The following is a 26,217-nucleotide window of genomic DNA, read 5'->3' as shown; positions in this document are numbered from 1 at the left end:
GGATCAGCCCTCCGAGTCGGTGTGCCGGGTGACGGTCTCGGACGAGTCCTCGTCCTTCGCCTCGATGACCTGGTCGCTGCTCGCGCCGACCTCGAACTGCTGCTTGAACTCACCGATCGCGTCGGTGAGCGAAGCGACGGTGTCGTCCTCGAGCTTGCCGGTGGTCTCGATGGTGCTGAGGATGTCGGCCTTGTTCCGCCGCATGAAGTCGAGGAACTCCGACTCGAAGCGGCTGATGTCGGCGACCGGGATCTCGTCGAGCTGACCGGTCGTGCCGGACCAGACCGAGACGACCTGCTCGTTCACCGGGTACGGCGTGTACTGCGGCTGCTTGAGCAGCTCGACCAGCCGGGCGCCACGCTCGAGCTGGTTCCGCGACGCGCGGTCGAGGTCGGAGCCGAACGCCGAGAACGCCTCGAGCTCGCGGTACTGGGCCAGGTCGAGGCGGAGACGGCCGGCGACCGACCGCATCGCGCGGACCTGCGCCGAGCCACCGACCCGGGAGACCGAGGTACCGACGTTGATCGCCGGACGCACACCCGAGTTGAACAGGTCGGTCTCGAGGAAGACCTGCCCGTCGGTGATCGAGATGACGTTCGTCGGGATGTAGGCCGAGATGTCGTTGGCCTTGGTCTCGATGATCGGGAGGCCGGTCATCGAACCGCCGCCGAGCGCGTCGGAGAGCTTCGCGCAACGCTCGAGGAGCCGCGAGTGCAGGTAGAAGACGTCACCCGGGTACGCCTCGCGGCCCGGCGGGCGGCGCAGCAGCAGCGACACCGCGCGGTAGGCCTCGGCCTGCTTGGTCAGGTCGTCGAAGACGATGAGGACGTGCTGGCCCTGGTACATCCAGTGCTGGCCGATGGCCGAACCGGTGTAGGGAGCGATGTACTTGAAGCCGGCCGGGTCGGACGCCGGAGCCGCGACGATCGTCGTGTACTCCATCGCGCCGGCCTCTTCGAGGGCGCCGCGCACCGAAGCGATCGTCGTACCCTTCTGGCCGACCGCGACGTAGATGCACTTGACCTGCTTCTTCGGGTCGCCGCTCTCCCAGTTGGCCTTCTGGTTGATGATCGTGTCGATCGCCACCGCGGTCTTGCCGGTCTGGCGGTCACCGATGATCAGCTGCCGCTGGCCCCGGCCGATCGCGGTCATCGCGTCGATGGCCTTGATGCCGGTCTGCAGCGGCTCCTTCACCGGCTGGCGCTGCACCACCGAGGGGGCCTGCAGCTCCAGGATCCGGCGCGACTCCGCCTGGATCTCGCCCTTGCCGTCGATCGGGTTGCCCAGCGGGTCGACGACCCGGCCGAGGAAGCCGTCGCCGACCGGAGCGGACAGGATCTGCCCGGTACGGCGGACCGTCTGGCCCTCCTCGATGCCCCCGAACTCGCCGAGGATGATGACACCGATCTCGCGCGGCTCGAGGTTGAGCGCGATACCGAGGGTGCCGTCCTCGAACTGCAGCAGCTCGTTGGTCAGCGTCGAGGGGAGGCCCTCGACGTGGGCGATGCCGTCGCCGGTATCGGCGACCACACCGACCTCCTCGCGGGAGACCTCGGGTGAATAGGAAGAGACGTAACGCTCGATCGCGCCGCGGATCTCCTCGGAGGAGATGGTCAGCTCGGCCATCTGATAGGTCCTCGATCTCGTCTTGTGGTCAGCAACTGCGCTGACCGAGCCAGCACATCAAGTAGTGGGGTGCTGCGGTGGGTCAGTTCGTGAGCGCGCCGCGCGCCTGTTCCAGCCGGCGGGCAACGCTCCCGTCGTACAGGTCGTCGCCGACCCGCACCGTCACCCCACCGAGCAGCGAAGGGTCGACCTCGACTTTCAAGGAGACCGTTCGCCCGTAGATGGCGGCGAGACGTGCGGCCAACCGCTCTTCCTGAGCAGGAGAGAGTGGTGCGGCCGCTACCACATACGCTATCTCGCGGTCACGGCGCGCGGCCGTCAGCTCGATCAGCCTCTGCAGTGAGCCGTCGAAAGACCGGCCGCCGAGCCCGTGGACGGCGGCGCCCACCAGGCGCACGGTCACCGGATCGGCCTGGTGTCCTTCGAGCAGCCCGGTCGCCAGCTCGGTGCGCTGAGCGACCGGCGCCGACGAGTCCGACAGCAGCCGCGAGAGCCGCGGTGTGCCCTCGACGATCCGTCCGAACCGGAACAGCTGATCCTCGACGTCGGACAGCGCGTCGCGGTCGGCCGCGTCGGCCAGTTCGGCGTCCACGGACAGCAGCTCGGCGGTGTTCACCAGGTCGTGCGCGCTGTTCCAGCGGGCCGAAACCGCGCTCTTGAGCACGTCCAGAGCACCGGCCCCGATCCGCGAGCCCACCAGCGCCTCGAGGAGACCGGTGCGGTTCTCCGTCGGTTTGCTGGAGTCGGCGAGCGCGCGTCGCAGCCCGGGCTCGCGCCCGAGCAGGTCGGCGACCGCCCGCAGGTCGGCGGCGAGCGCCGCGCGATCAGCACTGCCGGAGCCGACAGCGCTGATCGTCTCGGCGAACTGCGCCCGGACACCGGCCAGGGACTCCCGGCTAGCGCCCTGCATCAGCTCCGCCCTCCACTGCTGGTCGTGGTGTCGAGGTCGTCGAGGAAGCGCTCGACCGTCCCGGCCCGCCGGGCCTCGTCGGCCAGCGACTCACCGACGATGCGACCGGCCAGGTCGACCGCGATACGGCCGATGTCGGCCCGGATCTCGGTGACCAGGCGCTGACGCTCGGCGGCCAGCTGCTCTTCGCCGCGCTCGACGATGCGAGCGGACTGCTCCTGAGCCTCGGCGCGCATCTCCTCGACGATGCGAGCGCCCTCGGCGCGCGCCTCCTCGCGGATGCGGCCCGCTTCGGCCCGTGCGTCGGCCAGCTGCGCCCGGTACTGCTCGAGCGTCGCCTTGGCCTCGGCCTGGGCCTCTTCGGCCCGCCTGATCCCGCCTTCGATCGCTTCCGAACGCTCGGTGTAGGTCTTCTCGAACATCGGGTAGACGAACTTCGAGAGGAACCAGAACAGCAGAGCGAAAGCGACGAGTCCGACGATGAGCTCGGACGTGTGCGGGAGGAGCGGATTGACCTCGCCGTCCTCGGACGCGAGGAAGGTCGTCACGATCTCCGTCGTCGCAGACATGGTCGTCAGAGCGCGAACGCGAGACCGATACCGATGATGGCGAGCGCCTCAGCCAGGGCGAAGCCCAGGATCGCGATGCCCTGGAGCGTGCCGCGGGCCTCGGGCTGGCGTGCCACACCGGAGATGTAGGCGGCGAAGATCAGGCCGATACCGATACCCGGGCCAATGGCTGCCAGGCCGTAACCGACCATGTTCAGACTGCCGTCCATAACTGCGTTCCCTTCTCGATGGGTAATAGGCCGCCACTTCAGGTGGACCGCGGCGGCGGGGAGGTCAGATCAGTGCTCGGCTTCCATCGCGCCGGCGATGTACAACGCGGAGAGGAGCGCGAACACGTAAGCCTGCAGGATCTGGATGAAGCCTTCGAAGAAGGTCAGGACGATCCCGCCGAGGAACCCGATCGGGCTCAGGAACGGCAGTGCGCCGGTGCCCTCGGTGAGCATGTACTCGCCACCGAGGATGCAGAGCAGCAGCACCAGGTGGCCGGCGAACATGTTCATCGCGAGACGGAGGGCCAGCGTGAACGGCCGGATGATGAACGTGGAGAACAGTTCCAGCGGGGCCAGCAGGAAGTAGATCGGCCACGGGACGCCGGGCGGGAACATCATCGCTTTGAAATAGCCGACGAAGCCCTGCCTGCGGATGCCGACCCAGTTGTAGATGATCCAGCTGATGATCGCGAGGAACGCCGGAATGGCGATCTTCGACGATGCCGGGAACTGCAGCACCGGAATGATGCCGGAGATGTTCAGCGCCAGGATGAAGAAGAACAGCGTGACGATGTACGGCACGAATTTCTTGCCGTACTTGGTGCCGATCGAGTCGATCACGATGCTGTTGCGAACCAGCCCGTAGGCCGACTCACCGGCGAACTGCAGTTTGCCCGGAACCAGCTTCGGGTTACGGGCGGCGGCGTAGAAGAACGCCGCGACCACGATCGAGCCGAGTACGACGATCAGCATCGGCTTCGTGACGAACGTGCCCTCGCCGAAAAGCGGCGGGAACTCGAAGTCGCCGGGGCCCGGCGCTTCGAATCCGGGGCCGGCGGCAAGGAGCTGGGTGCTCACGGCTTCTCCTCCTCGGCGGTGGTGTCTGACGACGACGGCGGCCCTGACGGTCGCTGCTCGCGCTGTGCTCCCTCGGCGTTCTGCGAGGGGGACGATGCCGAGGCGCGGGGCAGATCAGGCTTGGCTGGGGCCATCGAAGATGATGACCCGGATTGCGGCCTACCGTACCGGATGTATGTCAGCCAGATTCCGAGCACCCCCCCGATGACGAATCCGACTCCGATGAGTGCGGGAATGTCCAGCCAACGCGCCGCCGCCCATCCGATCAGGCCCCAAAGCGTCACGCCGGAAATGAGATAGCTGACCACGGCCCAAGGGTCGACGTGAGGTACGTCGTCCTGCGTTGACCAGCGATTACGTGCATCTTCCGGCGCATCACTCTGTGCAGGTACGGGTGCGACCTTCGGTGACCGTTCTTCGTGATCGGCGGAGGCCGTCATCGGCTACTCCCTCCGGTCTGACTAGCGGACGGAATGCTCTCGTCGGAGCCCGTTTCCGTTTCACTGGAGTTCACTTTTCCGAGCCCGTCGAGATGCTTCCGGAGCGCTATCGCATTCCATACGAGCGCGCCCGAGATCACGACGAGTCCGAGCGCCCGGGCGTCCAACCACGGCTGGTCTTTGAGCGCGACGAGCGCGACCAGAAGGAGGACGACCCGGAACAGGTAGTTGATGCCGAGTACGAGATATGCGATGCCGGGGCCGAGCTGATTGTCGACGACGAAGGGGAGCCGACCGGCGATCAGGAAAAGCGTCACCAGTACCAACCCGACGGCAGCGCCGGCCAGCGATTCGGTGCCACCGAGGACAAGCGCCAGCACCAGCACGAAAACGGCAGCAACCGCCGCGATGAGCAGCGGTCGGGTCGTTCGGGGACCCCGGGACGGGGACGGCTCGGTGCGAGACATAGGGCGGCTCCGGTCGGCGCGGCGCACCAGTGCGCCGAGTTCGTCGGTCGGGGTCGTCAGGGCGGCGTTCAGCGGGCCAAATCGCGTAGCTGACTAGCTCGTGAAACGTATCACGAACGCTCGTACCGTGTTTTCGGGGGGTCCCCGGGCACGCCGGAGGACCGCTCTCGCGAGTGGCTCGGGCCACCGTACTCGCCCCGCGCTACTCGTGGGGGGACGGGCCCTTCACTCCGCGGTGAGGCGATCGGCCAGCACCGTGACCGCCTCGTCGATCTGATCGGCTACCGCGGTGAAGTACTCCGGCGCCCGCCCCCAGGGGTCGGGCACCTCGTCGGAATACCTGGCGGTACCGCTCGGGACGCCGCCGCGCAGATGGTCGGCCGCCGCGACCAGCGCGCGTCCACGGGCCGCGAGGTCCGTGGGCGGGGGCAGGCCGTCGTCGTCGGCCTGCGCGGCCAGCCGGGCGAACTCTCCGAGCACGAACGTTCTGGACGCCGCCGAGGGAACCAGTTCGGCCACGAACGACACCTGCTCGATCGTCGCGGTGAGCACGAGATCGGAGGCCAGCATCTCCTCGGTGAGCATCCGGGCCCGGAAGCCGGACGGGTCGCCACCGCGAGCCAGCACCTCGTCGGCCGATCGGCGGTGCATCGGCTCGCCCTCGTGCCATGCCCCGGTGCCGGCTCCGTGCACCTCGACCAGGTCGCTGTCGCCGAGCCGTTCGTCGAGGCGCAACCGCAGCAGCCGTTCGGCCATCGGCGACCGGCAGATGTTGCCCATGCAGACCATCAGGACGCTGAAGCGGTCGGTCATGCCTCGGTGACCACGGGGACGGCCGGCTCCTCGTCCGGGCCGCGGCCGTCCTTGTCGAGAGCAGCGGGCACGACGGCACGCAGCGCGGCCAGGTCGAGCGCACCCTGGCGGAGCACCCGCGGCACCTCGCCGGTCACGTCGACGATCGTCGAGGCCACCGGATCGCCGCAGGAACCGGCCTCCAGGTACACCTCGACGAGCCAGCCGAGCTGGTCGCGGGCCTCCTCGGCGGTGGTGGCGGCCCGCTGCCCGGACACGTTCGCGCTGGAGACCGCCATCGGGCCGGTGGCCTCCAGCACCTCGAGCGCGACCGGGTGCAGCGGCATCCGGACCGCGACCGTGCCGTCGGCGTCACCGAGATCCCAGGCCAGCGATGGCGCCTGTTCGACGACGATCGTCAGCGGACCGGGCCAGAACGCGTCGACCAGGTCGTGCACCGCCGGCGGCACGGCCATCACCAGGCCGTCGAGCGTCCGGCGGTTGCCGACCAGCACCGGTACCGGCATGTCCCGGCCCCGCTGCTTCGCGGTCAGCAGCGAGTCCACCGCGGTGGGGGTGAACGCGTCGGCGCCGATGCCGTAGACGGTGTCGGTGGGCATCACGATCAGATCGCCCCGGCGCACGGCGTCGACCGCCGCCGCGACACCCGCCGTCCGCTCGGCCGGGTCGGAGCACTGGAAAGTCCGGGTCACCCGGCCAGCTTACGGCGGCGCGCGGTCGTGTACCGGGGACGGTCGGCGAGGTCCCGGTGGTCGACCGCGTCCTCGAACGCGGCATGGCGCCGGACCAGCGCGGGAAGCGATTCCCCCTGGACGTCCGCGTGCTCGATGCCGATCACGCCACCCGGCTTCAGCAGCGCCGCGGCCCGGGTGAGGAGGCGGCGGACGACGTCCAGACCGTCCGGGCCGCCCCACAGCGCGGCGGCCGGGTCGTGGTCGGCGACCTCGGGGCTGACCGTCGAGCCGTCCGGCACGTACGGCGGGTTCGTCACGACGACGTCCACGGTCCCGTCCAGCGCGGCCAGGACGTCCGGTGCGGTCGCGTCGCCATGGACCAGCGTCACCGGTCGGTCGCCGGCCGCGGCCCGGCTCTCGGCGTTGCGGCGCGCCCAGGCCAGCGCCATCTCCTCGCGCTCGACGCCGTAGACCGTCGCGGCCGGACACTCGTTCGCGATCGCCAGCGCGATCGCACCCGAACCCGAGCACAGGTCGACGACGACCGGACCGTTCAGCCGGCTCGCTTCGGCGATCCCCCAGCCGGCCAGCAGTTCGGTCTCCGGCCGGGGCACGAACACACCGGGGCCGACCGCGAGCTCCAGATGCCGGAACCCCGCGACGCCGGTGAGGTGCTGCAACGGCACCCGGCGGGCGCGTTCGCCGACGAGTTCGTCGAACCGCGCGGCCCGGTCGCGGTCGAACCCGTCGGCCAGCAGCAACCGGCTCCGCGGGACGCCGAGCACGAACGCGGCGAGCTCCTCGGCGTCGAATCGCGGTGACGAGACGCCCGCTTCGGTGAGGCGGCGCACCGCGCGGGCAAGGGTCGGCGCGAGCGGAACGGTCTGCACCCGCAAACCCTACGCGCGCTCCACGGCCGCGGATTCGACCACCCAACTCCTCACCCGGGCCGGCATCGCGGTCCGGACGGCGTCCACGACCACGATCGTCAGGCAGAGCGGCACCGCGAGGACGCTCCACACCGTGCCGCCGAGGTGGTCGGGTACCGCGCTGAAGCAGAGCGCGGCGCCCAGCACGATCGCCCAGCTGCGGAACGCCGGCCCGGCCAGCGCGGCCAGCAGGACGCCGCCCCACACCGCGTACCAGGCGTGCATCACCGGCCCCGACACCGCCAGAGTGAGCAGCGCGGCCCCCACCAGCGCACCGGCCCGGCGCCAGCTCGGCTCGGCACCGGCCCGCCAGAGCAGGGCCGCGACCGCGATCGCCCCGGCCGCCGCGACCACCGAGCGGGCCAGCGCCAGCGCGTCGGTGAACGGCACCGAGGCGCCGGTGGCCAGGTAGATCAGTCCCCCGGCGATCGACGCGGGAGCCCAGTAGATCCGCACCAGGCCGGGTACGTCCATCGCGCCGATCCAGCCGAACCCGTCGGGGACCAGCAGCGCGCACCCGAGCGTCACCGCGCCGAGCGTGGCCACCGAACCCAGCATCCGGTGCACCGGCACCCGGTTGCGCACCAGGTGCGCGAGCAGGTACCCGGCCAGCAGGATGCCGGGGAGTTTGATCGAGAACGCGGTCGCGGCGGCCAGCGCGGCCACCGCGTACCAGCGGCGCCGCACGCACCAGATCGTGACCGCGGCCAGCACGGCGAGCAGCGCGTCCAGATGGGCGCCGCCGATCAGATGGATGATGACCAGCGGGTTCGCGGCCACCAGCGCCAGCGCCGGCGGACGCTCCTCGACCGGCGCCATCCGTACGACGAGCACCCCCATCACGACGACCGCCACGACGACGACCGCCCGTAACAGCAGCGCGGCCACCGATAAGTGGGCGGCCGAGAAGTACGCGACGAGCTCCAGCGTGCCGAGCATCAGTGGCCCGTAGGGCGCCGGGGTGTCACGCCAGACCGGGGACACCGCGTCGAGGATCGAGCCGGGGCCCAGCAGCGACGGACCGTACAGGTACGGGTTCAGGCCGGTGTGCACCATCGTGCCCTGCGCGAGGTACGACCAGACGTCCAGGCTGAGCACCGGCGGCGCGACCAGCATCGGCACCGACCACCAGAACGCGATCACCGCGACCGTGCGGACGTCGACCGCCGCGGCGCTCGCGAGCCGGTGCAACTGCAGGAAGACCAGGACGAGCGCGCTGAGCCCGAGGAGCGCCAGTACCGCCCACCCCACCGGGTGCTGGAGGTCCGGCCGCCAGAGGCCGAGCGGCCCGTCCGGCGGCATCGCGCCGCCCGCCGTCCCCGCTCTGGTGACGCCGAGGGCGACCGCCGCGGACGCCGCGACCCCACCCCACTTCACCCGGGGGACGACGTCCACCCGGGACAGGGCGGGCAGCTTCCGGACCGTCGGCGAATCCTCGGCAGGCACAGGAACACCCAGCCAGATTCCGACGCGAGAAGGACGGCGCGAGGGTGGCCGCGCGGTAAAGCGTTGAAGCCTTACCCGGCGGCCGCGAGGCGGGCCGCGTTGTCGGCGTCGACCAGCGCGTTCAGCACTCCGTCGAGGTCACCGTCGAGGACCTGGTCGAGGTTGTACGCCTTGTAGTTCACCCGGTGGTCGGAGATCCGGTTCTCCGGGAAGTTGTACGTCCGCACCCGCTCGGAACGGTCCACGGTCCGCACCTGCGAGCGGCGCGCGTCCGACGCCGCGGCGTCCGCGTCGGCACGGGCCGCGGCGAGCATCCGGGCGCGCAGGATCCGCAGCGCGGATTCCTTGTTCTGCAACTGGGACTTCTCGTTCTGGCACGAGACGACGATGCCGGTCGGCAGGTGCGTGATCCGGACCGCGGAGTCGGTCGTGTTGACGCTCTGCCCTCCCGGCCCCGAGGACCGGAAGACGTCGATCCGCAGGTCGTTGGGGTCGATCGTGACGTCGACCTCCTCGGCCTCCGGCAGCACGAGGACGCCCGCCGCCGACGTGTGGATGCGCCCGGCCGACTCGGTCACCGGAACCCGCTGGACGCGGTGGACGCCGCCCTCGTACTTGAGCCGCTCCCAGACGCCGCTCTCGGCGCCGGCCCGGCTCTTCACCGCGACCGACACGTCCTTGTATCCGCCCAGGTCGGAGCCGGTCGAGTCGATCACCTCGGTCTTCCAGCCCTCGCGCTCGGCATAGCGCAGGTACATCCGGAGCAGGTCACCGGCGAAGAGTGCGGATTCCTCGCCGCCCTCGCCTGCCTTGATCTCCAGAATGACGTCCTTGCTGTCGTCCGGGTCGCGCGGGAGCAGTTGCTCGCGGAGCCTCGCGTCCAGGGCCGGGATCCGCCCCGCCAGCTCGTCGGCCTCGGCCGCGAACGTCGGGTCGTCGGCCGCGAGCTCCCGCGCCGTCTCCAGGTCGCCTTGGACGGCGTCGATCTCCCGGACGGTGGCCACCACCGGACCGAGCTCGGCGTACCGCCGTCCGAGCTCGCGAGCCTTGCCCTGGTCGGCGTGGATCGCCGGGTCGGCCAGCTGCTGCTCCAGCGAGGCGTACTCGTCGAGCAGCGCCATCAGCCGGTCGGTACGGGTGTCGGTCATGAGGGCTCCGGTGGATCAAGGGCGGTAGGGCACGACGAACGACGGCGCCCGCCCACCCCCTTGGCAGGGGCGGACGGGCGCCGTCGGGACGCTACTTGTCGGACGTGCCGGCAGCCTGGCGCTTGCCGAAGCGACGCTCGAACCGAGCCACGCGGCCACCGGTGTCGAGGATCTTCTGCTTGCCCGTGTAGAACGGGTGGCACTGCGAGCAGACGTCGGCGTTGATCGTGCCGCCGGTCGCGGTGCTGCGCGTGGTGAACGTGCTCCCGCACGAGCAGACGACCTGCGTCTCGACGTACTGCGGGTGGATGTCGGGCTTCATGGTTCCTCTTCTCGAAGTGGTCGCCGGGTCGCCGGGCGCCCGGAGGAGCGCAGCGTGAACCGGAACCGATGAGGTCCAGTGTGTCAGACGGTTGAACTCAACGCCCAATCCCCCTATTCCCTGCGCCGCCGGCCGCGGAGCCAGGCGCGGAACCCGCCCGAGGCGACGTATTTCGTGCATTCGCACAACGAGCAGTCGGTGCCGCCCCGGTAATGGCGGTGCGCTCGCTGGGAGTGCCCGCACTCGCACTCGAATTCAGGCCGCCCGGCGCGCGTACGCCACCACCCAGTCGATCTGAAGGTCGACCTGCGGCGGGGTCGACGTGTCCGGGCAGTGCTGCCAGGCGTGGGCGCAGTACCAGGCCTGGCTCTGGATCGCGAGGGCCATCGGCTGGTCGGGCACCCGGGCGTCGTGGAGCGTCGCCCAAACCTGCCCGTCGAGCGTGTAGGCGAGCCGTCCGGGCGTCCACTCGACGCCCGCGGTGTGCCATTTCGTGAAGTCCTTGCTGGTAGAGCGCTCGACCTGGGAGCCGCCGATCGCGTGCAGCGTCGCGTAGAGGCGGTTGCGGCGGTCGCCGTTGTCCTCGGCGAAGTCGACCTCCGGCGGCCAGGAACCGTCGGCGGGCCAGAGCAGCATCGCGTACTGGATCCCCCGGCCGCGATCGGCGCGGAACCGCACCTCGTACTTGCCGTAGGTCTGGATGAGGCTGTGCTCGGTCGAGATCCCTCCGGTGGCCCAGCGCCGGCGCCCCGTGTCGTAGGCGCCCCGGATCGTGGCGACGCCGTCGTCCACCGTGACGTTCTTCCGGTCGAACCACCCGGCCGGGTCGCCGGCGGGCTGACCGTCGTACGCGAGCCAGCGGTCGGACAGCGCCGGACCGGAGAAATCGTCGCTCAGCACCCGCCGCCAGCCGGACAGGTCGCCGGTCGGCATGGCGGTCGAGCTGGACACGACTTCAGTGCCGCACCCGGCTGCCACCAGCGTCAACGCCAGCGCCATGCGCCCCCACCACATGCCCGGAACGTACCAAATGCCGGACCGGACACGCCGAAGGCCGACCTCCGGAGAGGCCGGCCTTCGAGACCGTGTCAGTCGTTGGAGACCGTCGTCTTCTGCACCTGCATCAGGAACTCGATGTTCGTCGGGCTCTTGCGCAGCCGGTCCAGCAGCATCTCGATCGCCTGCTGCGGCTCGAGCGCGTGCAGTACCCGGCGCAGCTTGTGCACGATGACCATCTCTTCCGGCGCCAGCAGGATCTCTTCCTTACGGGTGCTGGACGCGTCCACGTCCACCGCCGGGAAGACCCGCTTGTCGGCGATCTTGCGGTCGAGCTTGAGCTCGGCGTTACCCGTGCCCTTGAACTCCTCGAAGATCACCGTGTCCATCGTGGAACCGGTCTCGACCAGCGCGGTCGCCAGGATCGTCAGCGAGCCGCCGTTCTCGATGTTGCGCGCCGCGCCGAGGAACCGCTTCGGCGGGTAGAGCGCGGTCGAGTCGACACCACCGGACAGGATCCGGCCGGACGCCGGGGCCGCCAGGTTGTACGCGCGGCCCAGACGGGTGATCGAGTCGAGCAGCACGACGACGTCGTGGCCCAGCTCGACCAGGCGCTTGGCCCGCTCGATCGACAGCTCGGCGACCGTGGTGTGGTCGGACGGCGGGCGGTCGAACGTCGAGGCGATGACCTCACCCTTCACCGACCGCTGCATGTCGGTGACTTCTTCCGGACGCTCGTCCACCAGGACGACCATCAGGTAGCACTCGGGGTTGTTCTTCGCGACGGCGTTCGCGATCGCCTGGAGCACCATCGTCTTACCGGCCTTCGGCGGCGAGACGATCAGCGCGCGCTGACCCTTACCGATCGGCATGACCAGGTCGATGATGCGGGTGGTCATGATGTTCGGCTCGGTCTCCAGGCGGAGACGCTCCTGCGGGTAGAGCGGCGTGAGCTTGTGGAACTCGGGCCGCTTCCGCGCCTCTTCCGGCGGGAACCCGTTGACGGTGTCGAGCCGCACCAGCGCGTTGTACTTGTCACGCCGCTCGCCCTCACGGGGCTGGCGGACCGCACCGGTGACCGCGTCGCCGCGGCGCAGACCGTTCTTGCGCACCTGCGACATCGAGACGTAGACGTCGTTCGGGCCGGTCAAGTAGCCCGACGTCCGGACGAACGCGTAGTTGTCGAGGATGTCGACGATGCCCGCGACCGGGATCAGGACGTCGTCATCGGCCACCTGCGGCTGCTGCTCGTCGCCGCCGAAGCGCTCGGTGCGTCCGTCGCCACGGCCACGACGGTTGCGCTCGCGGAACCGGCCGCGACGCCGGCGGCTGCCGCTCTCGTCGTCGTCGTCGTCCTGGTCGTTCTGGTTCTGGTTCTGGTTCTGCGTGCCGCCGCGGTTCTGGTTGCGGTCGGTGCGGTCGTTGCGGTCGTTCTGACCGCGGTCGCTCGGGCTGCGGTCGCTCGGGCTGCGTTCGCCCTGGCTGCGTTCGCCCTGGCTGCGCTCGCCCTGACTGCGTTCGGTCTGCTGGTTGCGGTCGCGGTTCCGGTTGCGGTCGCCGCGCTCGCTCTGCGGACGATCGCCGGACTCCTCGCCGGAGCGTCCGCCCTGGCGGTCGCCCTCGGCGGCCGGACGACGGTCTCGCGAACGCTCGCGCGGCCGCTCACCGCCCTGGCTCTCGTCGCGGTCACCACGGTCACCGCGGTCACTGCGTTCGCGACGGGGGCGCTGCGGTGCCTCGTCGGTGGACGGGCTGTCACCGGGGGTCTCGGTGACGGGAGCCTCGGCCGGCGGGGCGGACGCCTCCGGTGCCGCGGCGGGCGCTGCGGCCTCGGCCGGTGCGGAGGCCTGCGCGGGGGCCGCTGCCTGCGGTTCCGCGGTGACGACGGACGCCTCGACCGCGGCGGGGGCACCGGCGGCACGGGTGGCGGCACGACGGCGGCGGGCCGGGCCGGCCGCGGCGACCGCGGGCTCGGCGTCGACCGGCAGCGTCGGCTGCTCGGCGGGAGCCTCGGTGGCCGGGGCGGCGGCAGAGCGCGGCGCCGGCACGGTGGCAGCCTTGTCGGCCGCCTTCACGGGCTCGGCGCCACCGGCCTGACGGGCCTGGATGGCGGCTACGAGCTCGCTCTTGCGCATCCGGCCGGTGCTCGGAATACCGAGCTCACCGGCGAGCTGCTGCAACTGCGGCAGCAGCATTCCGGACAACCCCCCGGCCCGGCGGCGAGGCTTGGCCGCCGGTGCGCTGGCCCCGGCAGTGCCGGATTCCGGCGCTGGGGTCAGGGTGCCCGCCGCCGCAGGAGCTTCCTGCGACTGGGGGGCGATTTCAGTGGTGTCGCTCAATGGGGGTCCTTCCCTGCGACGGGCGACGGCTGGTTCAGCCGCACGGCCGGGTATGGAGCACGGTCTCTCGACCGGTCTTGATCCACCCGTCGGCAGACGGGTCGATCGGGGACAACCGCCTAACCTCAAGAGGGGCCGAGGAAGAGCGCTCTCTGGCTCGACCTCAGCGCCGGTTGCGGTCAGGTACCGCCCCCGCTGCATCGGCTGGAGTTGCCGGCGGGAGCGTTCAGAAGACACTCGGCCCGGCGTGATCGCGCGCCCGAGGGCGGCTGTGCTGCCTAGCAGCGTAGACGCCCAGGTCTGCTCGCAGCAACACATCCCGCCACCGGCGTGTTCCCCTTCGGCGCCTGGACGGCGTCGAGGAGGAGAAGCGGGATGCGTCACACTCACATCACCGCTGGTCACGACCGGGTACTGAGGTCAGTGCTGGATTGCCACCGTGCCGACCGGTGAAACGTCGACCGCGGTTATCTCAAAGGTAGCCGAACCGGCAACCTTCGTCGCAATCGCCTCCACCCCTTCGATCGACGGGGCCGGTGCGAACGCGAGAACCGTGGGGCCCGCGCCGCTCACGACCGCGGCGATCCCCTCGGCGCGGAGCGCGTCGACCAGGTCGAGGCTCTGCGGCATCGAGGCGCGGCGATAGTTCTGGTGGAGCCAGTCGCGAGTGGCCGGCAGCAGCAGGTCTGGCTGCACGGTCAGGGCCCTGACCAGCAGCGCGGCCCGGCCGGCGTTCGCCGCGGCCTCGGCGTGCGGTACCTCGGCCGGCAGCAGGCTACGGCTGGCTGCGGTATACCCACGCGTTTGGGGGACGCAGATCACCGGGTGCAGTCCGGTCGCCGGTTCCATCCGGGTAGCGCGGGCGAGGCCCGTCACCTCGTCGGTCCAGGCGATCGTGACGCCGCCCAGCAGGCACGGCGCGACGTTGTCGGGGTGCCCCTCGATCTCGGCCGCGAGCGCGAGCGCGGCCGCGTCGTCGAGCCGCTCGGCACCACCGGAGACCAGACCGCGGGCCGCGACGATGCCGCCGACGACCGCGGCCGACGACGAGCCCAGACCGCGGGCCTGCGGGATCCGGTTGACGCAGTGCAGGCGCAGGCCGGGCGGCTGGCCACCGAGGCGGTCGAACGTCGCCCTGGCCGCCCGGACCAGCAGGTGCCGCTCGTCGGTCGGCAGCTCGCCGGCGCCCTGGCCGGCCAGGGAGACGTCCAAGCCGCCGCCGGTGACCGCCATCTCGATCTCGTCGAAGACGGTCAGCGCCGCGCCGAGTGCGTCGTACCCCGGACCGATGTTCGCCGTCGTCGCGGGCGGCCGGACGGTCACCGGCGCCTGCCGGAACACCGGCCGCGCGTCGGCGGCTGCGCTCACGCGAGGCCCAGCTCGGCCGCGGCGGTCGCCGCGTCGACCGGGATCGTGCGGGGCGCGGGGGCGCCGGAGATCGCCCAATCGGGATCCTTCAGGCCGTTGCCGGTCACCGTGCACACCACGCGCTGACCGCGAGCCAGCGTGCCCGCCTCGGAGGCGGCCAGCAGCCCGGCCACCGACGCGGCCGACGCCGGCTCGACGAACACCGCCTCCGAGCGCGCGAGCAGCCGGTACGCGGCGAGGATCTGCCGGTCGGTGACCGCCTCGATGGTGCCGCTCGACTCGTCACGCGCGGCGATGGCCTTCGTCCATGACGCAGGGTTACCGATCCGGATAGCGGTCGCGATCGTCGACGGCTCCCGGACGACCTGGCCGGACACCAGCGGCGCCGCACCGGCGGCCTGGAACCCGCGCATGACCGGACGCCTGGTGGCCCAGCCGTGCTCGGCCGCCTGCACGTACCCGCGCCAGTAGGCAGTGATGTTGCCGGCGTTGCCGACCGGCAGGAAGTGCGCGTCCGGGGCGTCGCCGAGCGCGTCGACGATCTCGAACGACGCGGTCTTCTGACCCTCCAGCCGGAACTCGTTGGTCGAGTTGACCAGGCTGACCGGGTACTCCAGCGCCAGCTTCGACGCGAGCTGCAGACAGTCGTCGAAGTTGCCGTCGACCTGCAACAACTTGGCGCCGTAGACGAGCGCCTGGGCCATCTTGCCGAGCGCGATCTTGCCCTGCGGGACGAGCACGGCGCAGACCACACCGGCCCGCGCCGCGTAGGCGGCCGCCGACGCCGACGTGTTTCCGGTCGACGCGCAGATCACGGCCTTGGCGCCACCCTCGACGGCTTTCGAGATCGCCATCGTCATGCCGCGGTCCTTGAACGAACCGGTCGGGTTGGCGCCCTCGATCTTCAGGTAGACGTCGCAACCGGTGCGGTCGGAGAGCATCGGCGCCGGGAAAAGCGGAGTACCGCCCTCACGCAACGTGATCACGGGGGTCTCCGGGCCCACCGGGAGGAACTCCCGGTACTCCTCGATGATGCCCCGCCAGGCCGGTCTCGACCCGCTTCTGGTGCTTCCGGCCGGGATCACTTCGACTCTCCCCCTTCGACCCGCATGACACTGACGACGTTCCGGACGATCGGCAGCTCGCGCAGCGCGTCCACGGTCGCGGCCAGCGCCGCGTCCGTGGCCGTGTGCGTCACGGCCACGAGCGTCGCGTCGTTGCCCCGCCCTTCCTGCCGAACCGTGGAGATGCTGACGTCCTGCCGGGCGAAGACCGCGGCCACCTCGGCCAGCACTCCCGCCTTGTCGGCGACGTCGAGCGAGATGTGATACCGCGTCCGCGCCTCGGCCATCGGCCGGATCCGCAGGTCGGCGTAGGGCGACTCGGGCGTCGCCCGGGCACCGGCCACGCGGTTGCGCGCCACCGCGACCAGGTCGCCGAGCACCGCGCTCGCGGTCGGCGCGCCGCCGGCACCCCGTCCGTAGAACATCAGCTGACCGGCCGCGTCGGCCTCGACGAACACCGCGTTGAACGCGTCCCCGACGCTCGCCAGCGGGTGGGTGCGCGGCAGCATCGCCGGGTGCACGCGGACGCTGACCGACTCGCGGCCGTCGGCGTCGGTGTGGCGCTCGGCGATGCACAGCAGCTTGACGGTGCAGCCCATCTCGCGCGCGCTGGCCACGTCGGCGGCGGTGACCTCGGTGATGCCCTCACGGTGCACGTCCGCGGCGGTGACCCGGGTGTGGAACGCGAGCGAGGCGAGGATCGCCGCCTTGGCCGCGGCGTCGAAGCCCTCGACGTCGGCGGTCGGGTCGGCCTCGGCGTAACCGAGCTCGGTGGCCTCGTCCAGGGCCTCGTTGAACCCCGCACCGGTGGAGTCCATGGAGGACAGGATGTAGTTCGTCGTCCCGTTCACGATTCCGGTCACGCGGGTGATCCGGTCGCCGTGCAGCGACTCCCGCAGCGGGCGGAGCAGCGGGATCGCCCCGGCCACCGCGGCCTCGTAGTAGAGGTCGGCGCCGCCGGCCGCGGCCGCGTCCTGGAGCGTCGCTCCGTCTTCGGCCAGCAGCGCCTTGTTGGCGCTGACCACGGACTTGCCGGCCTTCAGCGCGTCGACCAGCCAGCTGCGCGCCGGCTCGATGCCGCCGACGACCTCGACGACCAGGTCGATGTCGTCGCGCACCGCGAGCCCGTGCGCGTCGGTCGTCAGCAAGGCCGGGTCGACCCCGCGGTCACGGCCGCCGCGGCGCACCGCGATCCCGGCGATCCGCAGTTCGGCGCCGATGCGCGCGGTCAGATCGTCCGACTGGGAATCGATCAGCCGGACGACTTCGCGGCCGACCGTGCCGCAGCCCAGCAGGGCGACCCGGAGGGTCTTTTTCTCGGGGTCGGTCATCCGACGTCCAGCCGCATGAGGTCGTCCTCCGTCTCGCGCCGGACCAGGACCTTCGTGGCCCGGTCGGCCACCGCGACCACCGGCGGACGCGGCGTGTGGTTGTAGTTGCTGGCCATGCTCCGGCAGTAGGCGCCGGTCGCGGCGACCGCCAGCAGATCGCCGGGGACCGTGTCGGAGGGCAGCCAGACGTCCTTGACGACGACGTCGCCGCTCTCGCAGTGCCGCCCGACGACCCGGGCCAGCATCGGCGGGGCCTCACTGGCGCGCGATGCGAGGACGCAGGTGTACTCCGCGTCGTACAGGGCCGTGCGCAGGTTGTCGCTCATACCGCCGTCGATGCTGACGTAGGTCCGCGTGCCGGTTCCGGTGGCGACCGGCTTCACGGTGCCGACCTCGTACACCGTGACGCCGGCCGGGCCGACGATCGCCCGGCCGGGCTCGACCGCGATCCGCGGCACCGGCAGCCCAGCGGACGAGCACTCGGTCTCGACGATCCGGCGCAGCTCCTTGGCGACCGCGCCGATGTCGAGTGGCGTGTCGCCCTCGACGTACGCGATGCCCAGGCCGCCGCCGAGGTCGAGCTCGGGCAGCTCGAGGCCGTGCTCGTCGCGGATCTGCCGGAGCAGCCCGACCAGCCGGTGTGCGGACACCTCGAACCCGGACGTGTCGAAGATCTGCGATCCGATGTGGCTGTGCAGTCCGACGAGCCGGAGACTGGGCTGGCGCAGCACCCGCGCGACCGCCTCGGCCGCCTCGCCGCCGCTCAGCGAGAACCCGAACTTCTGGTCCTCGTGGGCGGTCGCGATGTACTCGTGGGTGTGCGCCTCGACGCCGACCGTGACCCGGACGAGGACGTCGATCGTCGTGTCCGCCTCCTGGGCGATCGCCGCCAGGCGGACGATCTCGACGTAGGAGTCGAGCACGACCCGGCCGACGTTGCTGTGTACGGCTCGGCGCAGTTCGGCGGTCGACTTGTTGTTGCCGTGCAGTGCGATCTTCCCGGCCGGGAAGCCGGCACTGAGCGCCGCGTTGAGCTCGCCTCCGGTACAGACGTCGAGGTGGAGGCCCTCCTCGTTCACCCAGCGGGCGACGCCCTTGCTCAGGAACGCCTTGCCCGCGTAGAACACGTCGCCGCCGCTGAACGCCTCGGCGTAGGCCTTCGCCCGCGACCGGAAATCACCCTCGTCGAGGACGATCGCCGGAGTGCCGTGCTCGGCCGCGAGGTCGCGCACGTCGACGCCCCCGAGGTGCAGGACGCCGTTCTCGCGGGTCGCGTTCGCGGGCCAGATCGCCGGGTCGAGCGCGTTGAGGTCTCCGGCCGGTGCGCTGAGGTGGGCGGCGGCCAGGACCTCGGCGTGCCGCGGACCGGCCGGATGCGCCCTCACATCCGCTCCGGAGCGGAGACGCCGAGCAGGCCCAGGCCGTTCGCGACGACCGTGCGGGTGGCCACGTTGAGCCAGAGCCGGGTGCGGTTGAGGTCGGTGATCTCCTCGTCTCCCTTCGGGATCACCCGGCACTCGTCGTACCAGCGGTGGTAGGTGGCGGCCAACGACTCGAGGTAGTGCGCGACCCGGTGCGGTTCCCGCAGCTCGGCCGCGCCGGCCACGACCCGGGGGAACTCAGCCAGCGCGCCGAGCAGCGCCGACTCGCGCTCGTGGGTGAGCAGCTCGGGCTTGAACGTGCTCTCGTCGAGCACGATGCCGACGTCCTTGGCGTTCCTGACCACGGCCGCCGTCCGCGCGGCCACGTACTGGACGTAGAACACCGGGCTGTCGTTGGTGCGGCGGGCCCAGAGGTCGAGATCGAGGTCGATCGTCTGGTTCACGCTGGAGCGGGCCAGCGCGTACCGGGACGCGTCGACGCCGATCGCGTCCACCAGTTCTTCCATCGTCACCACGTCGCCCGCACGCTTGGACATCCGGACCGGCTGACCGTCCTTGACCAGGTTGACCAGCTGGCCGATCAGCACCTGGATGTTGTAGTCCGGATCGTCGCCCGCGCAGGCGGCGAGCGCCCGCAGCCGCTGGACGTAGCCGGCGTGGTCGGCACCGAGCATGTAGATGCAGATCTCGAAGCCGCGACGACGCTTGTCGAGGTAGTACGCGGCGTCACCGGCGATGTACGCGGCGTCGCCATTGCTCTTGATGATCGGCCGGTCTTTGTCGTCGCCGTAGTCGGTCGTGCGCAGCCAGACCGCGCCGTCCTTCTCGAAGATGTGACCATGTTCACGCAGCGTGGCGACCGCCCGCTCGACGGCACCGGACTCGAACAGCGAGTTCTCGTGGAAGTACACGTCGAAGTCGACGCCGAAGTCGTGCAGGCTGCGCTTCACTTCCTCGAACATGAGGTCGACGCCGATCCGGCGAAACGCCTCCTGAGGATCCGGCGCGGTGAGCGCCCCGGGATCCTTCTGGAGCACCCGGGCCGCGATCTCGGGGATGTAGGCGCCCCCGTAGCCGTCGTCGGGGATCGGCTCGTTCCGGGCCGCGGCGAGGATCGACCGGGCGAACCGGTCGATCTGCGCGCCGTGGTCGTTGAAGTAGTACTCGCGGGTCACGTCCGCACCGGTCGCCTCGAGCAGGCGGGCCAGCGAGTCGCCGACCGCGGCCCAGCGGACCCCGCCGATATGCACCGGTCCGGTGGGGTTCGCGGAGACGAACTCGAGGTTGATGCGCTTTTTGTGCAGCGTGTCGGTGCGGCCGTAGGCGTCTTGTGCTTGCACGATCGTGCGGGCCAGCTCGCCCTGCGCGGCGGCGTCGAGCGTGATGTTGAGGAAGCCGGGGCCGGCCACGTCGGTGTTCTTGACGCCTTTTTCTTGCGTCAGCGCCTCGGCGAGCCACCCGGCGAGGTCGCGCGGTTTGACCCCGGCTCGCTTGGCCACCTGGAGCGCGACGTTGGTGGCGTAGTCACCGTGCTCCGGGTTGCGGGGTCGCTCCACCGTGACCGCGTCGGGCAGCAGCGCGGGATCGAGCCCGCGTTCGGTGAAGACAGCGCGCGCCGCGGTGAGGATCGCGGCCGAGAGGGCATCGGGAGTCACTACGTCATGCTATCGAGCGTCGCGGGGGTGCCCCGCCCGCTACCGTGTGGGGGCGAGCGTGCCCCGCGGGTGTCGCGCGCGGAACGAGGCGCCATCATAGATCGTTGTTCGATCGGGCCTCGGTCGCGAGTGTCGCTCCGCACGCACGGTCCGCACCCGAACGGTCTGCACCCGCCTCGGAGTTTTCGCCGTCCCGGCGAGCTCGCGCACGGAAGTCATGAAAGGTCCCATGCCCAACAGCACCCAGCGCAGGTCCGGTTCCGGTAAGCGGCCCGAGCGCAACACCGCCGGCACGTCGGCCTCCCCCGAGAACGTCGACGGCACCGCGGCCGAGGAATCCGCCGGGGCGACGGAGACCGATCAGACGGCCCCCGAGTCCGGCCCGCCCGCCGAGACGGTGACCGGAACGCCTGCGCCTGCGTCCGCTGAGACGGTGGCCGGAGGGACCGCGTCCGCTGGGACATCGTCCGCTGGGACATCGTCCGGCGGGACCTCGTCCGCTGAGACGGCGGGTGGGACTGTGTCCGCTGAGGGGCGGTCGGGCGCGGCCACGGCTGACGCGGCGAAGGCGGGCGCCGCCGACGGTGGTGCGGGTGAGTCCGGCGCCGGGGCGAGCGTGGCCGACGCGAGCGCGGCGGAGGCCGGCGCGGGTGCGGCGAAGCCGGGCGCGGGCGCGGCGAAGGCCGACGTGGCGGAGAGCGGTGCCGCAGAGGGCGCCGCGCCTGCGGCGGCCACCAAGGCGACCGGCGCGAAGACCACCGGCACCCGGGCGTCCAACGCCCGGGCCACCGGCGCGAAAACCACCGGCACCCGGGCCAAGACCACCGGGGCGCGCGCCGCCGGCGCAACGACCAGCGGTGCCCGCGCCGCCGGCGCGAAGACCACCGGCGCGAAGGCCACGGGCGCGAAGACCACCGGCGCGAAGGCGTCGCCGCGAGCCGCGGCGAAGACCGCCGCCGCCAAGGCGACCACCGCCAAGGCCGCCGCAGCGAAGGCCGCCGACAAGCTCGAAGCCGCGGTCGCCGCCGAAAAGGCCGCAGCCGACCAGACCGACAAGGCCGCACCGGCCAAGAGCACCAGCAAAGCCACCGGCTCCAAGACCGGACCGGGCCGCGGCGGATCGAGCTCCGGCGGCTCGGGCTCGGGCTCCGGCGGCTCGGGTTCCGGCGGCGGGAAGGGCCCCACCGGCCGAGGCCCGGCCAAGGGCACCGGCGGCCGGGGCGGCAGCGGACGCGGACGCCAGCCGGTCAAGGTCGTGAAGCCCGGCCTCCCCTGGGGCAACATCTTCCTCGGCGGCATCGTCGCGGTAGTCGCGCTCAGCATCATCGGCTACGGCGTCTGGTACTCGTGGGACGCCAGCAAGCCCTTCGGCGAGCGCCGTTCCCAGCAGGTCGACGGCATGCACAACTACCGCGCCGACGACCCGAAGTGGCTCACCCGGAACCACGTCACCGGCCTCGTGAAGTACCAGACCAGCCCTCCGGTCGGCGGTAACCACAACGGCGTCTGGGAGAACTGCAACGGCGACGTCTACGCCAAGCAGATCCCGAACGAGCACGCCGTCCACAGCCTCGAGCACGGCGCGGTCTGGATCACGTACAACCCGAACCTGCCCGCCGCGCAGGTCGAGGACCTGGCCAAGAAGGTCAAGGGCAAGGACTACATGCTCATGAGCCCGTACCCCGGGCTCGACAAGCCGATCTCGCTCCAGGCCTGGGGCTTCCAGCTCAAGGTCAACAGCGCGAGCGACAAGCGGATCGACGAGTTCATCAACCAGTTCCGCCTCAACGCGAGCGTGGAGTCCGGTGCGGTCTGCTCGAACGGCGTTACGGTGACCGGTACGACGCCACAGGAACAGGGCGACGCCGACATGAAGACCGGCGGCAGCTGACCAGGCCGGTAAGAGGGAGAGTCGGTAAGAGGGAGATCAGTGGCGCAGCGACCGAGGTTCGCGGACGCCCGGCGTCGGCTCGACGAACTCGACGCCGCAGCCGACGACACCGACGTGTCGTCGGCTGAGCCCCCGAACGACGAGGTGGACGAGGAGGAGCGCGCCGCCGCCGGCCGCGCGCCCTCCCGCCCCCGCGGGCGGGCGTCGCGCCGAACGCCCGCCGCCGACCTCGACGCGGACGACCTCGACGCGGACGACCGCGACGGAACCGCCGAAGGCCGCGCCGCGGACGAGGTCGACGCAGCCGAAGACCGCGGCACGGGCAAGCGCCACGGCTTCGCCGAAACCCGCGCCACGGACGAGGCTGACGCAGCCGATGACCGCGGCCAGGGCGAACACGACGGCCTCGCCGAGGACAGCGCCGCAGACGAGGCTTATGCAGCCGACAACGGCGGCCCGGACGAACACGATGGAGCCGGTGCCCACGGTGGCCCGGGTGAGCGCTTGTCCCCGGGTGACGGCGGCGGCCCAGGTGACGGCCCGGCCCAGGGCGACGGCCTGAACGGCAGCAGCGGGCCCGCGCCGCGGCGTCGGGCCGGACGGAAGACGCGGATCTTCCGTGCGGCAATGGCAGCGATCCTCGTGCTCGCCGTCGGCTTCGGCATCGGCGTCTGGGTAGGCAGCCCGCACCGCCCGGCCGACGACTCGGCCGACGCCGGCTTCACCCGCGACATGATGACCCATCACGCCCAGGCCGTAGCGATGGCGTCGCTGGAATACCGCGTCACCGACGACGCGCCGCTGCGGCAACTCTCGGTCGACATCACGCTGACCCAGCAGGCGCAGATCGGCATCATGATTGCGTGGCTCCGGAACTGGGACCTCAACCCCACCAGCACCCAGAGCCCCATGGCCTGGATGCCCGACGGCGGCCGCGCACTGATCGTCGACGGACGTATGCCCGGCATGGCCAGCGACGCTCAGCTCGAACAGCTTCGGACGTCCACCGGAACAGCCCGTGACCTGCTGTTCATCAAGCTGATGATCGCGCACCACCTGGGCGGCATCCACATGGCCGACGCTGCCCTGAAGCAAGCGAAGGACGACCAGGTGCTGTATCTCGCGCACCAGATCAAGGATTCGCAGCAGTCGGAGATCGAGGCGCTGCAGCAGGAACAGAAGAGGCTGACCGCCCAAAAATGACCGCTGGCCCACCCCCCTCCGACCCGTCGCCCCGGTCGCCCGACGGCCCAAGTCCCGACGCGGCCGCCAGCGACCCGCTCGCCCCCACGTCGCCAGAAGCCGAGTCGACCCACCCGGACCCGACGACCGCCCCGGACCCGACCGCCGCAGACTCAACCGACGCCGACGCGACGAAGGCCGCCTCACGCGACGCCGAGCCGCCGGATGTCGAGCCCGCCAACGTCGAGCCACGAGGCGCGGCCCCTGCCGACACGACCCCTGCCGACACGACCCCTGCCGACACGACCCCTGCCGACACGGCTCCCGCCGACGCGACCACTAGCGACGCGGCCCCGGCCGACGCAGGCAGTGCCAACGCCGCCCTGCCGGACGCTGCACCAACGGACACCACCTCGCCAGACACCTCGGCGCCCGGCACGGCCTCACCACGCCCGGACACGCCGCACCCCGACTCGCCAGGCGCGGCCCCCGCCGACGAGCCCCCGACCGACGCCGCAACCACCGCGGACACCAACGCCACACCCAACGCCGCCCTCGACGACAGCTCGACCGACGACAGCCCGCCTCACAGCAGCCCGCTGAACGCCCCACCGCAGCTGGCGAAACCCGACCTGGCACCCGCGGCCGTCCCCGCCGCAGACACGACGACGGCAGACGCAGATGCCGCAGACACAGACACCACCGCCGGTGACGCCGGCATCCCCGCTGCAGACACGATCGGCACGGACGCGGGTGAGGCCGACGCAGGGACCCCCGCCGCAAACGAAAGCGGCACGCTCGCGGGTGGCGTCGATGCAGGCGGCCCTGCCGCAGACGCGGCTGACGCGGACACCATCGGCGCGGGCGCGATTGGTACAGACGCGAATGCCGCAGACGCAGGCACCCCCGCCGCGGATGCAATCGGCGTAGACGCGGATGACGCAGGCACCCCCGCCGCGGACCGGATCGGCACAGTCGCGGATGACGCAGGCGCGGACGCTATCGGCGCGGATGCCCCTGGCGGGCCCGATCTTCCGCCGCCCCCGGCCTACCTCGCGTCCTCGGACGTCACCGACGAACCCGCCGTCGGAGCCACCGACGACAGCCCCAGTTTCCCGCCGGCGGGACCGTTCCCACCCCTGACGACCCAGCCGTCAGTGACCGGTTTCGCCCCGCCGTCCCCCGGCTACCCGCCCTCGGCTCCAGCCGCCCCCGGCTACGCCGCCCCGGCCTCGGCCTTCCCCACGCCCCCTCCGACCGGGTACCACGCTCCGGGGCCCGGATCTCCGGGCGCCGGACCCACCTCCCCGGGTGCCGGCCCAGCCGGATACACGGCCCCAAGCCCAGCGGGATACACCGGCCCCACCACCGGTTCCACCGGCCCCGGGACCGCCCCCGCCACCGGATACACCGCCCCAGGAGCTGCTCCCTCCGGATACCCAACCCCCGGATCCGGTCCCGCCCCAGGAACTGTCGCCGCCCCCGGAAACGGCGCCCCCGGAACCCGCGCCCCCGGAACCGGCGCCCCGGGCTACCACCCGACACCCGGATTCCCCGGCCCAGGGCTGCCCCACCCGCCCCAAGGCAGCGCCGCCGGCTACGCGACCCCGGCCGCCGCCTTCGCCGCGCCCGGCGCCCAGCCGCCGCCCAGTACCCAGCCGCCGCCCAGTACCCAGCCGCCGCCCAGTACCCAGCCGCCGCCCGGTACCCAGCCGCCGCCGACCGGCATCCAACCGCCGCACACCAGCACCCACCCGCCGTACACCGGCGCTCCGGGTGCTAACCCGCCCCCGGGAACCCCGGGCTACGGAACCCCTGGCTACCCGCACCCCCCGCAGGGCTGGAGCGCTCCCCCGTCCGAACAAGGCAACGGCAAGCTCATCGCCGGGATCGTCATCGGCATCGTCGTGCTCCTGCTCCTCTGCGGCGGCGCCGCCACCGCCGGGGTCCTCCTGCTCCGCAACGCCGGCCCGAGCAGCCCGTCGACCGACACCAACGCCGCGATCCCCGGCCTGATCAACTACCGGGAGACCCAGCCCGGCATCCTCACCCGCCAGCACGTCGGCACCACCCCGACCTACCCGGTCAAACCGCCGGTCGGCGGCAACCACGACTCGGTCTGGCAGACCTGCAACGGCGACGTCTACGCGTCCCCGATCGGCGACGCCCACGCCGTTCACAGCCTCGAACACGGCGCGGTCTGGATCACGTACCGCCCCGACCTCCCCGCCGATCAGCTGAAGTCCCTGATAGACAAGGTCTCCGGCCGCGACTACACGATGCTCAGCCCGTACCCCACGCTCGACCGGCCGATCTCCCTCCAAGCCTGGGGCTACCAGCTGAAACTCGACGACGCCGCCGACGATCGAATCGACGACTTCCTGAACGACTTCCGCATGTCGGCGTCCATCGAACCCGGCGCGCCCTGCAGCAACGGCACGACCGCCCCAGGCTGACCGCCGATGCACAACCCGCTCGGGGTGGCTGCTAAGGTTGAGCCGTTCCTGAGCCCCCGTAGCTCAGGGGATAGAGCACCGCCCTCCGGAGGCGGGGGCGCAGGTTCGAATCCTGCCGGGGGCACACAGCTTGATCTGCATA

General features: G+C 71.4%; 24 protein-coding genes and 1 tRNA gene. 4 read left to right on the top strand and 21 right to left on the bottom strand.

Annotated features, from left to right (window positions below; genetic code table 11):
- Positions 1-3 precede the first annotated feature (3 nt).
- From atpA to argS, 20 genes are all read right to left on the bottom strand, one after another.
- Positions 4-1,626, bottom strand: a complete 1,623-nt coding sequence (gene atpA / locus ACIBZJ_RS23790) for a F0F1 ATP synthase subunit alpha (protein ID WP_395933025.1) — start codon at positions 1,624-1,626, stop codon at positions 4-6.
- A gap of 82 nt (positions 1,627-1,708) precedes the next feature.
- Positions 1,709-2,536 carry a F0F1 ATP synthase subunit delta gene (locus ACIBZJ_RS23785; RefSeq protein WP_395933023.1) on the bottom strand — a complete coding sequence of 276 codons (828 nt, stop codon included), beginning with the start codon at positions 2,534-2,536 and terminating at the stop codon, positions 1,709-1,711.
- Positions 2,536-3,105, bottom strand: coding sequence for a F0F1 ATP synthase subunit B (locus ACIBZJ_RS23780; protein WP_395933021.1), 570 nt, complete (start codon positions 3,103-3,105; stop codon positions 2,536-2,538). Before ACIBZJ_RS23780 ends, ACIBZJ_RS23785 begins: the two co-directional genes overlap by 1 nt.
- Before the next feature lie 5 nt (positions 3,106-3,110).
- The gene (gene atpE / locus ACIBZJ_RS23775; protein ID WP_395933019.1) at positions 3,111-3,314 is read right to left on the bottom strand and encodes an ATP synthase F0 subunit C; all 204 of its coding nucleotides are present in this window, start codon (positions 3,312-3,314) and stop codon (positions 3,111-3,113) included.
- Positions 3,315-3,383: 69 nt separating this feature from the next.
- Positions 3,384-4,172 carry a F0F1 ATP synthase subunit A gene (gene atpB / locus ACIBZJ_RS23770; protein WP_395933017.1) on the bottom strand — a complete coding sequence of 263 codons (789 nt, stop codon included), beginning with the start codon at positions 4,170-4,172 and terminating at the stop codon, positions 3,384-3,386.
- Positions 4,169-4,612 carry a hypothetical protein gene (locus ACIBZJ_RS23765; RefSeq protein ID WP_395933015.1) on the bottom strand — a complete coding sequence of 148 codons (444 nt, stop codon included), beginning with the start codon at positions 4,610-4,612 and terminating at the stop codon, positions 4,169-4,171. The genes atpB and ACIBZJ_RS23765 overlap by 4 nt, the downstream gene beginning before the upstream one ends.
- Complete coding sequence (locus ACIBZJ_RS23760) at positions 4,609-4,998, bottom strand: hypothetical protein (protein WP_395933013.1); 390 nt, start codon at positions 4,996-4,998, stop codon at positions 4,609-4,611. Before ACIBZJ_RS23760 ends, ACIBZJ_RS23765 begins: the two co-directional genes overlap by 4 nt.
- A 306-nt stretch (positions 4,999-5,304) precedes the next feature.
- Positions 5,305-5,892 (bottom strand): phosphotyrosine protein phosphatase, encoded by a 588-nt coding sequence (locus ACIBZJ_RS23755; protein WP_395933011.1) that lies wholly within the window; start codon positions 5,890-5,892, stop codon positions 5,305-5,307.
- The gene (locus tag ACIBZJ_RS23750; protein ID WP_395933009.1) at positions 5,889-6,584 is read right to left on the bottom strand and encodes an L-threonylcarbamoyladenylate synthase; all 696 of its coding nucleotides are present in this window, start codon (positions 6,582-6,584) and stop codon (positions 5,889-5,891) included. Before ACIBZJ_RS23750 ends, ACIBZJ_RS23755 begins: the two co-directional genes overlap by 4 nt.
- The gene (prmC, locus tag ACIBZJ_RS23745; protein WP_395933007.1) at positions 6,581-7,456 is read right to left on the bottom strand and encodes a peptide chain release factor N(5)-glutamine methyltransferase; all 876 of its coding nucleotides are present in this window, start codon (positions 7,454-7,456) and stop codon (positions 6,581-6,583) included. Before prmC ends, ACIBZJ_RS23750 begins: the two co-directional genes overlap by 4 nt.
- 9 nt (positions 7,457-7,465) lie before the next feature.
- A complete protein-coding gene (gene mptB, locus ACIBZJ_RS23740) occupies positions 7,466-8,941 on the bottom strand; it encodes a polyprenol phosphomannose-dependent alpha 1,6 mannosyltransferase MptB (RefSeq protein WP_395933005.1) in 1,476 nt (491 codons plus the stop codon).
- Between the two features lie 71 nt (positions 8,942-9,012).
- Positions 9,013-10,089 (bottom strand): peptide chain release factor 1, encoded by a 1,077-nt coding sequence (prfA, locus tag ACIBZJ_RS23735; RefSeq protein WP_395933003.1) that lies wholly within the window; start codon positions 10,087-10,089, stop codon positions 9,013-9,015.
- A gap of 91 nt (positions 10,090-10,180) precedes the next feature.
- Positions 10,181-10,411 carry a 50S ribosomal protein L31 gene (rpmE, locus tag ACIBZJ_RS23730; protein ID WP_395933001.1) on the bottom strand — a complete coding sequence of 77 codons (231 nt, stop codon included), beginning with the start codon at positions 10,409-10,411 and terminating at the stop codon, positions 10,181-10,183.
- Positions 10,412-10,666: 255 nt separating this feature from the next.
- Positions 10,667-11,425: a family 16 glycosylhydrolase gene (locus ACIBZJ_RS23725; protein ID WP_395932999.1), complete on the bottom strand. Its 759-nt coding sequence runs from the start codon at positions 11,423-11,425 to the stop codon at positions 10,667-10,669.
- Positions 11,426-11,499: 74 nt separating this feature from the next.
- Positions 11,500-13,746, bottom strand: a complete 2,247-nt coding sequence (rho, locus tag ACIBZJ_RS23720; RefSeq protein WP_395932997.1) for a transcription termination factor Rho — start codon at positions 13,744-13,746, stop codon at positions 11,500-11,502.
- 420 nt (positions 13,747-14,166) lie between these two features.
- A complete protein-coding gene (gene thrB, locus ACIBZJ_RS23715; RefSeq protein WP_395932995.1) occupies positions 14,167-15,114 on the bottom strand; it encodes a homoserine kinase in 948 nt (315 codons plus the stop codon).
- Positions 15,111-16,196, bottom strand: coding sequence for a threonine synthase (gene thrC / locus ACIBZJ_RS23710; protein WP_395933248.1), 1,086 nt, complete (start codon positions 16,194-16,196; stop codon positions 15,111-15,113). Before thrC ends, thrB begins: the two co-directional genes overlap by 4 nt.
- Positions 16,196-17,509 (bottom strand): homoserine dehydrogenase, encoded by a 1,314-nt coding sequence (locus ACIBZJ_RS23705; RefSeq protein ID WP_395932993.1) that lies wholly within the window; start codon positions 17,507-17,509, stop codon positions 16,196-16,198. Before ACIBZJ_RS23705 ends, thrC begins: the two co-directional genes overlap by 1 nt.
- The gene (gene lysA / locus ACIBZJ_RS23700) at positions 17,506-18,894 is read right to left on the bottom strand and encodes a diaminopimelate decarboxylase (protein WP_395932991.1); all 1,389 of its coding nucleotides are present in this window, start codon (positions 18,892-18,894) and stop codon (positions 17,506-17,508) included. The genes ACIBZJ_RS23705 and lysA overlap by 4 nt, the downstream gene beginning before the upstream one ends.
- The gene (gene argS / locus ACIBZJ_RS23695) at positions 18,891-20,546 is read right to left on the bottom strand and encodes an arginine--tRNA ligase (protein WP_395932989.1); all 1,656 of its coding nucleotides are present in this window, start codon (positions 20,544-20,546) and stop codon (positions 18,891-18,893) included. The genes lysA and argS overlap by 4 nt, the downstream gene beginning before the upstream one ends.
- A gap of 520 nt (positions 20,547-21,066) precedes the next feature.
- Between argS and ACIBZJ_RS23690 the strand changes: the two genes are divergently transcribed.
- Positions 21,067-22,437: a DUF3105 domain-containing protein gene (locus ACIBZJ_RS23690; protein ID WP_395932987.1), complete on the top strand. Its 1,371-nt coding sequence runs from the start codon at positions 21,067-21,069 to the stop codon at positions 22,435-22,437.
- A gap of 39 nt (positions 22,438-22,476) precedes the next feature.
- Positions 22,477-23,640 carry a DUF305 domain-containing protein gene (locus tag ACIBZJ_RS23685; protein ID WP_395932985.1) on the top strand — a complete coding sequence of 388 codons (1,164 nt, stop codon included), beginning with the start codon at positions 22,477-22,479 and terminating at the stop codon, positions 23,638-23,640.
- 1,576 nt (positions 23,641-25,216) lie between these two features.
- Here the strand turns inward: ACIBZJ_RS23685 and ACIBZJ_RS23680 are convergent.
- Positions 25,217-25,384, bottom strand: coding sequence for a hypothetical protein (locus ACIBZJ_RS23680; protein WP_395932983.1), 168 nt, complete (start codon positions 25,382-25,384; stop codon positions 25,217-25,219).
- Between the two features lie 142 nt (positions 25,385-25,526).
- Here ACIBZJ_RS23680 and ACIBZJ_RS23675 point away from each other — a divergent pair, with 142 nt between their 5' ends.
- Together ACIBZJ_RS23675 and ACIBZJ_RS23670 are read left to right on the top strand one after the other, a co-directional pair.
- Positions 25,527-26,075 carry a DUF3105 domain-containing protein gene (locus ACIBZJ_RS23675; protein WP_395932981.1) on the top strand — a complete coding sequence of 183 codons (549 nt, stop codon included), beginning with the start codon at positions 25,527-25,529 and terminating at the stop codon, positions 26,073-26,075.
- Between the two features lie 52 nt (positions 26,076-26,127).
- Positions 26,128-26,199, top strand: a tRNA-Arg gene (locus ACIBZJ_RS23670).
- The last annotated feature ends 18 nt before the right edge of the window (positions 26,200-26,217 follow it).

Origin of the sequence: Cryptosporangium sp. NPDC051539, from assembly GCF_044454545.1 — a bacterium.
GTDB lineage: Bacteria > Actinomycetota > Actinomycetes > Mycobacteriales > Cryptosporangiaceae > Cryptosporangium.
Note: the sequence above shows the minus strand (reverse complement) of the source record. Positions and strands in the feature narration are given on the sequence as shown.